Source organism: Mycoplasma yeatsii GM274B, assembly GCF_000875755.1.
Lineage (GTDB): Bacteria > Bacillota_I > Bacilli_A > Mycoplasmatales > Mycoplasmataceae > Mycoplasma > Mycoplasma yeatsii.
The window spans coordinates 572783-586770 of sequence record NZ_CP007520.1 but is presented as its reverse complement, the minus strand read 5'-3'; the positions used below and the strand labels follow the sequence as shown (position 1 = coordinate 586770).

Sequence of the window (13988 nt, the reverse complement as noted above, 5' to 3'; positions counted from 1 at the left end):
ATTCTTTGTTAGATATTTAAATTTTCTTATTTATTTTCCTTTGTTTTGGTTTTATTTAAAGTTTTCATATAATTTTGAAATATTGTTAAAGTTCTTATTTTTACATCAATAATTATGATTCAAATTAAAGAAATTATATTGAATGTAAGAATGTTAATTATTAAGAAAAATCTAAAATCGGTTGAATTAATTATTAGTTTTTTCTTATTAAATAAATTTCAGCCAATTCCCATTATGCCAATAAGTGAAAAACCAAAAACACTAAATATTGGGATAAGCAAATTAACGTTACTTGTAAGTCTCAAATAAAAAATAAGAAATGATGAAAGCAACAGTATTAATTCTATTATTACAAAGGAATATTTAAACATACTAATATATCTCGATATATTTATCTCTTTTCCCTTTTTTTGCTTATTCTTTATTTTATTTGCTCACCTTAATATAAATTTGTTATAGATTTTAATAAAGAATTTCGTTAAAACATTTGTTTTATCATTTTTAGAGTTATTACATAAATACTCTTTCAAGTATTTTTCAATGTTTTCCAAACTTGTTTCAAACTTTTTAGCAACATTTTCCATATCTTCTGGATTATTAGACAAGACATATTCTATTACTTCGTAATATTCATCATAGTTGTTTATATGTGTATTTTCTTTTTCTCTATATTTTGTATTTTTAGAGTCTGTTATCACAAATTCCTCATTTTCTTTTTCAGCAACCGTATCTTCAATATAATTTTCTACTGTTGATTCTCTAATCGAATCAGGTTCAGATGGTACAGAAGATGATTTATATCATTTATAAAAAAGATTAATAAAAAATCATATAAAATTTCAAATAAAATGCTCAAAAACCATTATAGATATCCATATACAAATAAGATATAAAGTAACTAATTGAAAGTTATTAATTTCATTAATTTTAAGTACTATAAAAATAATTGGACAAATAAGAGGCAATATAACTTCTTTTATTAGCATTATGAAATTTATTTTTCTTTCAGTTCTAATCAAATCAGTAGAAGAAATAAATCAATATAAAAATAAACTTAAACCCAAAATATTATATAAAATGTACTGCAATAATTCGTGTAAAGGTGGAATATAATTTGTGTCTTCAAATTGAGGAAACTTAGCAAAAAACCAAATGTAAGCAACAACAAATACAGATAGTGTTGCTATAAGACAAAATATAAAAACAGAAAATGCACTCTTTTTAAATTTAAAGTTTTTTGGAATATTAGAAGTAAAAAGACAAGATATAGAAATGATAGGGACAACGTATATTATTCCGAATATTATCATATAGTGATTTGATAAAAAATAATTAATGGTATCCTCCAACCCTTTTATTGAAGTTATGTTAAACAGAGCAAAAATAGTTAAAAACCCAGATATAGCAAAAACAAAAAGATTAACAATAAAAATGTAAATGAATATACCTGATAAAGATAAGTACGTAAAATAAATAAAAAACCATCTTTGAAACCGGGACAAAATTATTAGACTAAATAGTTATGTTTATTATACACACCTCATAGTTCTTGAGGTGTTTTTCATTTGAATTTTTTTAATATTCTTTCATTGTTATATCACTCAATGAAATTTTTAATACATTCTTTTAGTTCACTAAAAGTCATTTCTTTTACTTTCTTTTCAAAGTTATAAAACATTTCTGATTTTAAAATTGAAAAGAAATATTCAGCTTCTCTATTGTCTAGAGAGTTACCTATTCTTGACATTGACACCACTCCACCTCGTTGCTTTATATACTCAAGATATTCATTCGATGAATATGTTACACCATGGTCTGTGTGAATAATAAAGTTTTTAGGAAATTTTGTTTTTCTAATGTGAGTCATAATTAAATTAGTGTCATTATATATGGATAAATTATAACTAACAATTTTCTTTGTTTTGTGATGAATTACGATAGATAAATAAACATGTCTTCCTTCTACATCTATTGGAGCAGGAATGTAACTAACATCACTTGCATAAATATCGTTTTGTAGTCCATTATAATCTCTATTAGCAATATTTGGATAATACACGTTAGTATTTTTTGATTCACGCTTTTTCTTGCACGTTGTTCTTACGTGACAGAAAAGACCTAATTTATTCATTGCTCTTCCTAGTGTTCTAGGGTTAATAATAATGCCATATGTCTTGAAAATATATGCTGATAGCCTTTCTCTACCATATCTTCCGTTTTGTTTTGCAAAAGCTTCTCTAATTATTTCTGCGTGTTCTATAACAGCTTCTTTCTTATCTTTTGATTGTTTCTTGATTTTGTAGTAAAAAGTTGATTTAGGTATTCCAAGAATTTTCATTATTTCCTTGTTAGAAATATTTTCTCCAAATTTTTTCTTAATTTTTTCTATCAGTTCATCTAGATTGTCAACCTTATTTTTCTTTAAAATATCTTCTTTAAAAAGGTCTGTTATTAACCATTCTAAAACTTCGCGATCAATCTCTTTAATCACTTCGTTTCTTTGTTTATCATATTCTTCTTTGTTCTTTCTAGGTCTACCTGATCCTTTACCTTTTTTAGGTGCTTTTCCTGTTTGTGATTCTTTTAGTTCCATACCTAAATTATAATCTTTATATTTTCTAGATAAATATCAGAAGGCTTCTTCTGAAAGTAAATAATTTTCAGAATTTCTAATTTTGCTATAAATATAACAAAATTCTTTTTTAGTAATATTTTGAGATAAATATTCTTTGTAGTGCTTAAATACTTCTAACCACTCACTTACACTTAGTTGCTTTCCTCTTTTCATAAATACTCCTTTTTTGAAAAAAAATAGACCCCCTAGGGGGTCTATCCCTTAGGGAGTCTAATAACTTTGTCCTACTCTCTTTTTAAAATTTTATTTTTATTAGATTCAGCACAGTATGATATGTAAAATCAAGAGTTTTTAGAATGGTATTCAACCGCTCTTTTTGCTATGGGGAATAACTCATTTCTAGGCAGTATTGACTGTTTATTAGAAATTTCTTTATCTTTTATCTCATTAATAAGATTAATTACTAAATCAATCAAATTCAAATATTCTTCTACTTCGTTTTTTAATGTATTTTTATAATAAGATTTCTCTATGTCATTAATCAATCTAATAGCATAAATAGGTTTATACTTTAATTTATCAAAGTCGGTTATAAAATTTGGTATTTTTTTAGTGCATATATTACATTTATGAATATCTTTTTCTTCTGATTCATTTGATACGATTTTATTTTTTAAATTTTCAAGAAATTTTATAGTTTCATCCATTTCTGAATTAATAAAACTTCTTCTATTTGCTAAATATTCTTTAAAATTTTTGATAGGTTTAAAAACACTCTTTTTACATATAAATATGATTAATGTTATTGCTATCCCGGATAGACCAATTTTTATTCAATTTGTTACATTATGAATAAATGAACCTCTTTCAGTAAATCCTTGAAGTTTTAAATCGCTGTTAATTATGCATTCTTTTCAAATATTGATTGGTGTATTTGAATAAAAATTTGTACCTAATAATCTATTTCACTCATCAAGTCAAGTTGGTGAATTCATACTTAGTGAATAATCAACTCCAAATTTTTGACCAACAATTTTGTACAAAACCATGTCATCAAGATTTATGTGTAAGAAAAAGAATACATATGTAAATATTGATATTAAAACTAGTAAGTGAATTTTATTTTTCATATATCTCCTTTCTACGTTTATGATTAAAACTGCATATTAAATTTTTCAGATTTATCGTTTATTTCAGATGTTTTTATTTATATTTAAGGTCTTAATTTGTATCGCACAATTTAATCAACAATAAAATATTATAGAGCAATATTTTATTGTTTAAAATGATAAATTACTAGTGTTTTAAGAATTTTAAAAAATAAACGATTTTAAAAACATTTACTTATTTAATTAATGACTTAATATAGAGTAAAATAAATATTAGTTACAAGGAGAGAAAATGAAAAAACTAACCATTAAAAAACTTATTAATAATTTAAATTTAGATTATCAAATCTTAGCTGGAGAAAATAACTTAGATAATGAAATTAAAAGTTATGGAATAAATCGTGCAGGTTTAGAATTAACTGGATTTTTTAGAGAATTAGAAGATCAAAGATATAGAAGAGCTGTTTTATTATCAACAAAAGAACAACAATATATGTCAATGTTTAATAAAGAAACTAGAATCAAAAAATATACCGATTTAATTAATTCAAATCCACCTTTAATTATTATTACTAAGAATTTTAATGATGAAGTTTTGATCGATATTGCTAAAAAACTAAATAAACCATTAATAAAGATTTTTTATGAATCAACAGCACAATTATTAAGAAGACTTTTTGATGTTTATGATAAATTTTTCTCTCCAACAATTGAAGAACACGCTACTTTATTAAATATCTTTGGAAAAGGTGTTTTAATTAAAGGAAAATCAGGAATCGGAAAATCAGAGATAGCTTTAGAATTAGTAAAAAACAACCACTTATTTGTTGGTGATGATAGAATAATTCTTACTAAAAAATCAAATAAAATTTTCGGAAAATCTCATCCTATTTTAAAAAACTTAGTTGAAGTTAGAGGGATCGGGATCTTTGATATAGCTAAAGCTAGTGGATATCAAATTATTATGGAAGAAACACTAGTTGATTTAGTTATTGAACTTGTACCATTTAAAGAAGATGGGATTGATTCAACTGAAAGAATTGGATTTGAATGAAATGAAACTGATATTTTAGGAGTTAAAGTTAAACATATTTCTATTCCAGTTAGTGCAGGACGAAGTATTACAAATATTATTCAAGCAGCTATTGGTCAATTAAAAATACATCAATCAGATCAAGCAGAAAACATAGTTGATTTACTAGAAAAAAGAACACTTAAATTTATCGAAGAATCAGAAGATTAGAAAGGAGAATCTAAATGCCAAACACGTACTATCAATGACTAGAACAAAATGGCGATCCATCAAAAGCTAGAAATCTTTTTGGTGTAGTACCTGCTTATCCTATTTTTATGTTCATTGGAATTATTTTAGTAATAATTGCTAGTATTGTTCATTTAAAAAGAAAAGGTATCCCATTAAAAGAATTTGAAACATCAATTTTTATAATTATTCCTGCAGGTATTTTAGGAGCAACTATTTTTGGAAAAATATTTCTACCTTTTTATCAACAACCAAATACTTGGTATAAAATATTTTTCTTTTGAGATCCTGGTATGTCTTTATTTGGTTCTTTATTATTTGGTACGTTATTTGGAATAGCATTCTTTTTAAAAAGATCTAAAGTAACTAAAATATCATTATGAGTTTATGCTGATTGTATAATTCCAAATATTTTATTAGGTCAAATGATAGGACGATGAGGTAATTTTTATAATCATGAAATTTTAGGATCTCAAGTTAATTATGAATCGCTTTATTATCTACCTGAATTCATTAAAAATAAGTTATTTTATTTTCCTAGTTTCGCTACTTTTCATAATCCTGATAATGTTAATGATCTATTAATTAATCATGATGGGTGATGAATAGTTGGAAGTGATGTTTATGACAAAATTAAACATTTTATAAGTAGTGAATATAACAATCAAACTTTTGATCAAGTTTTAAATCAAAAAATAACTTACAACCAACCATTATTTTTATTTGAATCATTTTTAAATTTTATTTTATGAATATTAATTACTTTTGTTGTTAGAAATATAGGTATGTGATTTTCAAAACCTAAACCTTGACAATTAGAACCAAAAGCATTTCCAGGTTGATTTAATAAACAATACAAATCATTAAAAGAAAGTGATATTAAAGATATTCAAACACTAGTTCCTGTTAAATATAAAAAAGTTATTATAAATAAAGATGATCAAGAAATTGAATTAAAACTATCATTTTATCAAGCTTGAAATAAAGCATTTTATTGATATGAACCTGATCAAAATAGTGTAAATCAAATTGAAAAAGAAATTTTTAATTATTTTGATTCAAAATACAATGCTGAACAACAATTTAAAAGAATCAAAATTCAACATAAAAATAAACTAATTAAAATTCAAAAAGATTATGATTTAAAATTATCTAGATTAAATAAAAATTCAACTCAATATAATGAATTATTAAATTTATTAAAACAAGATTTAGCTAAAGAAAAACAAATCTTTAAACAAAAACAAAACAATTACTATAAAACATATAGTATTTGAAATAAAATATTTAATGTAAATCCATATTCAAAAGAATTAGAAAAGTTACATAATCCACATAATTATTTAGTTATTAGATGTGGTGTTGCTACTGGGTGTTTTATTACAGGTTATTTAATTATTAGAATTATTTTAGAATCATTTAGAAAACCAACAGAATATTTTATTCAAAATCATTCAGTAATAAATTTTATTATTTTAAGTTTAATTTTATTAAGTGGAATTGCAATAATATTAATAGCGCAATTTATAGCGCCTTATAAATGAAGAGAGATAGGTTGATTATATGAAAAATCTTACTAATGAAGTTTATGACGTTTTAATAGTTGGAGCAGGTCCAGCTGGACTAACTGCAGCTATTTATACAACACGTGCAGGTTTAAAAACAGTTGTATTTGAACATTCAGCTCCAGGTGGAAAATTAGTTAAAACAGATCTAATTGAAAACTATCCTGGATTTGAAACAATTACTGGACCTGATTTAGCTATGAAAATGTATATGCAAGCTACAAGTTTAGGAGCTGAAATACAATTTTATGGTGTAAGTAAAATTACAAAAAATGAAGATCTATTTGAAGTAGAGTTATCAAATGGTGAAATTAAAAAAGCTATTTCAGTTATTTTAGCTAGTGGAACTGAAGAAAATAAATTAGGCATTCCTGGTGAAGATAAATTATACGGTAAAGGTGTAAGTTATTGTGCAGTTTGTGATGGTGCATTTTATAAAAATAAACCAGTTGCAGTTGTAGGTGGAGGTTATTCTGCTGTTCAAGAAGCTATGTATTTATCTCAATTAGTAGATAAAGTTTATTTAATTGTAAGAAGAGATGTATTTAGAGCTGATGCTAATAAAGTTGCAAAATTAAAAGCGCAAAACAACGTTGAATTTATTTTAAAATCTCAAGTTAAACAAATTAATGGTGAAGAAAAAGTTGAATCAATTTTAGTAAATACTCCAGAAGGAGAAAAAACAATAAAAGTTGATGCAATTTTCCCTTACATTGGATCAACTCCTGTAATTGAATCAGTTAAAGATTTACATTTAGAAAACGAAAAAGGATACATTCCTACAACTGATAAAATGGAATCAACAATTAAAGGATTATATATTGCAGGTGATGTTAGAGATGTACCTTTACGTCAAATTGCTATTGCTTGTGGTGATGGAGCTATTGCCGGTCAAATGGCTGTTGAATATGTTCAAGAAGTGAAGTAAGGTGATTTTATGACAGAAAAAAAGACAAAAAAATCAGCTTGCAATCTTAAGTTAAAACTAGTTAAAGATAAATCAATCATTGCTATTAGTTTATGAGTGTTATTAAGTTTATCTGTAGTTTTATTTTTAGTTTTAACAACTTCATTATTACGTCAAGACTGAATTGATGGTAATTCATTTTCTGATCCATCAAATAGTAATCACACTTCTTTAACTTATAAGAGTGTAAAACCAGAATATGGAAAAATAAGAATATATTCTCTGACAATGACTGTTGGAATGATGCTATCAATTGCTTATAGTTTAGTTAATTTTTATAAAAAAGGATTATCAATAAATGACTTATCACTTTCAGTAATTTTTATTATTCCTGCTTCATTGTTAGGTGCGTCATTTTTTGGAAAGATTGATCAAACAAATATATCATTTTTCGAAAGATTTGCATTTTGAGAAGGTGGATTAGCAATTCATGGTGGAGTATTTGCTGGAACTTTTGTAGGAATAATCTTTTTCTATATTGTAGGACGAAGAACTAAAACTTCTTTATTAGTTTATGGAGATGCAATTATTCCAAATATTTTATTAGGTCAAGTAATCGGAAGATGAGGAAACTTTTTTAATCACGAAGTATTAGGTCATCCAATTGCAAAAATAGCTAATTCAATTTCTAGAAATTATACTGATGCAGATATTGATCAATTATTTGGAGCATTTTTACAAAATAATGCTAGACCATTATGATTACCAGATATCATTTTAAAAAATTCATTATCAGTTTATAATGGACAAACAACAGTAATTAATGGAGTTGAATTATCAGAAGGTAATTTAGTATTACTTTCTCCAATATTTTTCTATGAATCAATTTTATTATTAACTTGTTGAGTTGTAATTACTTTTATTATTCCTAATATTTATAAACTATTTTCTAAACCAATTGATGCTAATAATAATGTAATTAAAATTGATTGATTATTTAGTTTTGTTCAATTTTTCAAACCTTGAGTTAAATCAACTGATCAAAAAATAAGTAGTAAAGATGCTTGAAAACAAGCTTTATCAAATAATACGAAATCAAATGCTGTTGAAGAATTTAAAATAAAAGCATCACAAGTAAAATTAGCTGATAAAAACTTTATAGTTAAAAAATGACAAACTAATCAACTTTTATTAGATTTAAATAATAAAAACAATTATGCTATTACTAAAAGTGGAGTAGCTATGTTTAGTTATTTTATGTTATGAAACGTTGTTAGATATGTTTTAGAATTAACTAGATCAAATGATAATTTATTTATTTCAAATAATAAAGATTTATCATTATCTATCATAGGATTATCAGTTGTTATTGGATTTATTGGAATAATTTGTTCTCAATATGTATTTTGTAGATTATTTAGAAAACCTAATTGATTATACGAAGTAGAATATTTTAGTATTGTTGAAGTTTAATAAGGAGAAAGATATGTCATTTGCTTTAGAAGTTAAAGAAGAAGTAGTTACTCATAGTTTTAATCACGATCAAAAACTAGCTTATCTTTCTGGATTTATTAGATATAGCTCTGATATTATCTTTTCTAATCAAGCTCAAAAAATAAGATTTTCAACAATAAGTAATAAAATAGCAAGAACATTATTAAGTTTTACAAAAGAGTTTTTTAATGGAGAAGTTGAAATATCAATTATTCAATCTCAAGTATTAAAAAAGAATAAAACATTTGTTTTAACTTTAATTGGGGACGTTGATAAATTCTTACAAGATCTAAAAATTTATAACAAAGAAAATCAAAAAATTTATGATTATCAAGTTGATGAATCAATTAAAGATAAAACTTCAATTCTAAGAGCTTATATTGCAGGAATTTTTACAGCAGTTGGATCAGTGAATTCTCCAAAAACAAGTAATTATCATTTAGAATTACAATTTAAAACTTTAATTGATGCTGATCGTTTTATGTTGTTAACTAAAGATTTAGGTTTTGATTTTAAATTATTAGAACGTAATGCAAATAGATTTATTTGTTATTTAAAAAGGTCAATTATGGTGTCTGATTTTTTAAAATTAATTGATGCTACTAATTCTGTTTTAGCTTTTGAAAATGAAAGAATTTCTCGTGATGTTTATAACAGTATCAATAGAGTTAATAATATTGATATTTCAAATCAAACTAAAGTTTTAAAAGCAGGTAAAAAACAAGTTGAAATGATTAACTATTTAAAAGAATCTAATCAATTTCATTTACTAAGTAAAAAAGCTCAAGTTTTAGCTGAAATAAGAATACAAAATCCAGATTATTCATATATTGAACTAGTTGAAGAAATGAATCAAAAAGGTTATAGTATTACAAAATCTGGAGTAAGTAATTTATTTAGAACAATGGATAAATATTTAAAGTAATTAGTTAGTATTTTACTAACTTTTTTATTTAGATATGAAAATATTTTTATTAATTTAGCACTGATTTATTTTTGATGATAAAGGTTATAATTTGTGCTAAACTTTAAATAGAGATAATGTTGAAACGGTGATAGGTATGAATAAGAAGTATAGTTATAAAGATATTTCAGCTTGATTTTTATCTAAAGAAAGCATGACTCACAAAAAGTTACAAAAATTAACTTATTATACTGAAGCATGATCTTGTGCTTTATTTGATAGTGGTATTTTAAATGATACTTCTTTTCAAGCATGAATACATGGTCCAGTTTCTCCTGAATTATGAAATGACTATAAAGAATTTGGTTGAAATAAAATTCCACAAAAACCTTTTAACGACTCAATTTTTGATGAAGATACTCTTAACCTTTTAGACTCAGTTTGATGTACTTATGGTGATAAATCAGGGTATGAATTAGAAGCTTTATCTCATTCTGAAGATCCTTGAAAAAAAGCTAGAAAAGATTTAACTGAATTTGAAAGATCAAATCAATTAATTAGTTTCGAAGATATGAAAACTTTTTATAAAAGCATTTATATAGGTGACTAATTTGAAAAATAAAAATATCCTTACAAATCAAAGCAATTCAAAAGAATCAAAACGCGGGCATTTAACTTTAAATAAAAGTTTACCTTTTAAAATAGCAATAGAGCACAAATTAGATAATAATTTTGATTTTAAAGATTTATCTACCGATGGATTAAAGAAATTTAGCAAATTCATAAATGAGATACTTGGCAAAAACTTAACAATATCACAGGTTGAAAACTTATTATTAAGAACAAAGCAAAAACCTATTGAAAAGAGATTTATAAAAGATGAATTCGTTTCAGAAATACATTTAGGAAAAGATAGAAGTAGTTTTAGATTATTTGGTTATTTTAATCAGGACAGTTACTTTGTAATAACTAAAATAGATCCAAATCACAATTTTCATAAAGCGTAAAAAAGACATGATTGTCTTTTTTTATTTTTGCTAACAACTTTAGAAAAACTTTTTAATAATATACTTTGCTTAGAATTAATGATTTTGTAATAAAATAAAAGTGTTATGAAAAGTGAACCAAAAAGCGAACATCTAATCACTATAAAAAACCTAATTTTTAAGTATTCTAAAAAACAAAAGTTCGATGATGTTAATATAGGAGAATTAACAATAAATAAGAACGAAATTATCTGTTTATTAGGTCCATCAGGTAGCGGTAAAACTACATTATTAAACTTAATTTTAGGATTTATAAAACCAACTAGTGGAGAAATTAAAATTAAAAACAATCCTTCAATTCATGAAGTATCATATATAATGCAAGAAAATTCAGTATATGAAAATACTACAGTTTTTAACAATGTCTATTTAAGTGCTAAAAACTATGATAAATGAGTTAATTCAGTTAGAGTTGAATTTTTTCAAAATTACATAATCAAAAACAATCTTAATGATCAAAAAATAATTAAATTATTTGATGATTATAAAAAAAGCATTCATTCATTAAATAAATCAAAAATAAAAATTAACTATCTTAAATTAATTTTTAGTTTGTTATTCAATAAACATGTTAAAAATAAATTTAAATTTTTAAAAGAAGTTAAGTTAAAAAATCTTTTTAAAATTGAAATAGAAAAAATAGCTAAAAAGTTAGATATAGACCAACTGTTATATAAAAATGTTAATGAATTAAGTGGTGGTCAAAAACAACGTGTTGCATTTGCAAAAGGTATTATTAAAAAAACTAATTTAATATTAATGGATGAACCTTTTTCAGCATTAGATGCAAAAATAAAAGAATCAACAATTCAATGATTAATTAAAGTTAAAAGAGAATTTAACTTAAGTTTAATTATTGTTACTCACGATCAACAAGATGCACTAAAAATTAGTGATCAAATCATTTTATTAAATAAAGGAGAAATTCAACAATATTCTTCAGGTAATGAAATGTATGATAATCCTAATAATTTATTTGTTGCTAAATTTATCGGTTATCCTGAAATTAATTACATCGGTATTAAAGATGATAAACATTATTATATAAGACATAATAAAATTGAAATCCAACCAGATATTAATGGTAAATATAAAATAATTGATCGTAAAAATTTAGGTGATAAAACACTTTATACTATAGATTATTCTAACGATAACAATTGATCAGTTTTAATCAGTGAAAATAATATAGAAATAGGGTCAAGTGTAAATATAAAATACTCTAATAATGATGTTTTAATATTTGATGATAAAGGTAATAGAGTCTATGAATAAAAAAATCAAAAAAAGATCAAAAGATATTTTTCAAACAAGCTTATTATTACTGCCTTTATTAATTTGTGTTTTATTATTTACTTTAATTCCTATTTTTCATACTTTTGCAAAATCATTAAGATTTTTACCAAATGAAGCAGATAGAACTAGCTATGAAGTTAACTTTAATAATTACAACAATATTTTAAGCGATAGGTTATTTCAACACGCAGTTTTAAATAGTACATTAGTGTTAATATTTGGAAGCGGTTTTTCAATCTCACTAGCTTTATTATTTGCATTATTAATTAATTCATTATTATTTAAAACAAGTAAAAGAATATTTATATCAATTATATATTCACAATTTTTCATTTCAGGATTTGCTATAGGAATTGCATTTAGTATGTTTTTTGGTTCTAAAAACTTATTCTTTTATATTTTAGGATTAGACAAATATAGTTTTATGTTAGGAGATCATAAACTACCTATTTGAATTTATTATTCTATATTTCAATTATGGAGATCTCTACCTTTTAATTTAGTATTATTTGCAGCAAGTTTATCAAGAGCTGAAGCTAAATATTATAGATTAATGAGAAACGATAAATTAACAATGTTTCAAAAATTTAGATTTGTTTATGCTAATGAAATATCTAAAGTATTATTTTCTGTTTTATTTACTAATTTTATTTTCTCAACACTTTTATTACCTGAAGCAATTTTAGAACCAACTTATAGTGTTGATTCTAATCTAGCTCATACTTTAACTAGTTATACTCTTAAGTTTTTAGGTTCAGGAAATAATTCTTCATTAAAATTTGAAAAAGGATATGCATCAGCATTCTTTAGTTTTGCTTATTTATTATCACTACTATGTATTATTCAATTATTAAGAATAAAAACTATTAAAAGTATTTACTTTAAAATAATTAAATTGAAAGGTAATAAAAATCATGATCATCAAAATAATTAAAGAATTAATTAAATATTTATTAATAGGAATCTTATTAGTAGTGGTATTATTTCCTTTATACTATTTATTATTACAATCATTAGTTTCAACTAGCTCAATAGCTAGTAATAAAACGTTTATATTTATAAAAGAATGAGAATGATCTAATTTTAGTGAAGCTTTTAAAAGTAATATTTTTCCTGCTATTTATCAAACACTGTTATTTGCAACTATTTTAATTTCTTTTAGATTATTAGTTTATTCTCTAGCAATAGCAGGATTATTAAAAATGAATCAAAAGTATCAAAAAATCTTTTTATATTTCTTTTTAATCATTAGTTTAATACCTGAATTTAGTATATATTTAAGTTTAAAAAGAGTACTTATCTTTATCGGTTTTAGAGATTTAATGTTCAGTTATATAACTAATTCTTTATTTTCATTTTTCAATTTTACTTATATGTTTAATATTGCTAAAAGTGTTTATGAAAATAAGCATAAAGTTATGAAAAACGATAATTTAAAATTACATGAAAAACTATTTTATGTTTATTTACCTAAAATGAAATTAGGATATTTATTATTAATCATCTTTTCATTTGTTTCAGTTTGAAATGATTATTTATGACCTAGATTTTTATTAACTGATGGTTATACTAATATATCAATTTGATATTTAGAATTAGGAAGTAGTGTCGAAGGTAATTTTACAAATTTAAAAGCAGCAGGAGCAGTCATCGCTTTAACTATACCGTTAAGTATTTATGCAATATTTTCTAAAAAAATAATTAGGTTTAATTAAAAAAATAATAGAAATTAAAAGTAAAAATTATTAGATTTGTTTCTATAATTTTTACTTTTTTTAATAGTTTCAAAAATCAAAAATATTTTTTCAAATAATGTAATATCTATTTAGAT

General features: G+C 23.6%; 13 protein-coding genes. 10 read left to right on the top strand and 3 right to left on the bottom strand.

Translation table 4 applies throughout. The features are described 5' to 3' along the window. Positions 1-26: 26 nt before the first annotated feature. The 3 genes from MYE_RS02445 to MYE_RS04050 form a co-directional block, all read right to left on the bottom strand. Positions 27-1310: a hypothetical protein gene (locus tag MYE_RS02445; RefSeq protein ID WP_042733385.1), complete on the bottom strand. Its 1284-nt coding sequence runs from the start codon at positions 1308-1310 to the stop codon at positions 27-29. Positions 1311-1507: 197 nt separating this feature from the next. After that, entirely contained in the window at positions 1508-2788 is a 1281-nt protein-coding gene (locus MYE_RS02440) for an IS3 family transposase (protein WP_042733154.1), read from the bottom strand. Between the two features lie 71 nt (positions 2789-2859). After that, a complete protein-coding gene (locus MYE_RS04050; RefSeq protein ID WP_052491420.1) occupies positions 2860-3705 on the bottom strand; it encodes a hypothetical protein in 846 nt (281 codons plus the stop codon). A gap of 271 nt (positions 3706-3976) precedes the next feature. On the opposite strand from MYE_RS04050, the gene hprK reads away from it, so the two are divergent. From hprK to MYE_RS02385, 10 genes are all read left to right on the top strand, one after another. Then, positions 3977-4927 carry an HPr(Ser) kinase/phosphatase gene (hprK, locus tag MYE_RS02430; protein ID WP_042733384.1) on the top strand — a complete coding sequence of 317 codons (951 nt, stop codon included), beginning with the start codon at positions 3977-3979 and terminating at the stop codon, positions 4925-4927. 14 nt (positions 4928-4941) lie between these two features. Beyond that, positions 4942-6525 carry a prolipoprotein diacylglyceryl transferase gene (locus MYE_RS02425; RefSeq protein ID WP_042733383.1) on the top strand — a complete coding sequence of 528 codons (1584 nt, stop codon included), beginning with the start codon at positions 4942-4944 and terminating at the stop codon, positions 6523-6525. Further along, positions 6509-7438 carry a thioredoxin-disulfide reductase gene (gene trxB, locus MYE_RS02420; RefSeq protein ID WP_042733382.1) on the top strand — a complete coding sequence of 310 codons (930 nt, stop codon included), beginning with the start codon at positions 6509-6511 and terminating at the stop codon, positions 7436-7438. Before MYE_RS02425 ends, trxB begins: the two co-directional genes overlap by 17 nt. 9 nt (positions 7439-7447) lie before the next feature. Next, the gene (locus MYE_RS02415; protein WP_042733381.1) at positions 7448-8890 is read left to right on the top strand and encodes a prolipoprotein diacylglyceryl transferase; all 1443 of its coding nucleotides are present in this window, start codon (positions 7448-7450) and stop codon (positions 8888-8890) included. A gap of 13 nt (positions 8891-8903) precedes the next feature. Next, complete coding sequence (gene whiA, locus MYE_RS02410; RefSeq protein WP_042733380.1) at positions 8904-9836, top strand: DNA-binding protein WhiA; 933 nt, start codon at positions 8904-8906, stop codon at positions 9834-9836. Positions 9837-9972: 136 nt separating this feature from the next. Next, the gene (locus tag MYE_RS02405; RefSeq protein WP_042733379.1) at positions 9973-10425 is read left to right on the top strand and encodes a Panacea domain-containing protein; all 453 of its coding nucleotides are present in this window, start codon (positions 9973-9975) and stop codon (positions 10423-10425) included. Between the two features lies 1 nt (position 10426). After that, on the top strand, positions 10427-10822 hold the full coding sequence (locus MYE_RS02400; protein ID WP_236681613.1) for an MAG6450 family protein: 396 nt from the start codon (positions 10427-10429) through the stop codon (positions 10820-10822). Positions 10823-10927: 105 nt separating this feature from the next. After that, complete coding sequence (locus MYE_RS02395; protein WP_042733378.1) at positions 10928-12136, top strand: ATP-binding cassette domain-containing protein; 1209 nt, start codon at positions 10928-10930, stop codon at positions 12134-12136. Beyond that, positions 12129-13091 (top strand): sugar ABC transporter permease, encoded by a 963-nt coding sequence (locus MYE_RS02390; RefSeq protein WP_082028307.1) that lies wholly within the window; start codon positions 12129-12131, stop codon positions 13089-13091. The genes MYE_RS02395 and MYE_RS02390 overlap by 8 nt, the downstream gene beginning before the upstream one ends. Continuing rightward, the gene (locus MYE_RS02385; protein WP_042733376.1) at positions 13072-13872 is read left to right on the top strand and encodes an ABC transporter permease subunit; all 801 of its coding nucleotides are present in this window, start codon (positions 13072-13074) and stop codon (positions 13870-13872) included. The genes MYE_RS02390 and MYE_RS02385 overlap by 20 nt, the downstream gene beginning before the upstream one ends. Positions 13873-13988 lie beyond the last annotated feature (116 nt).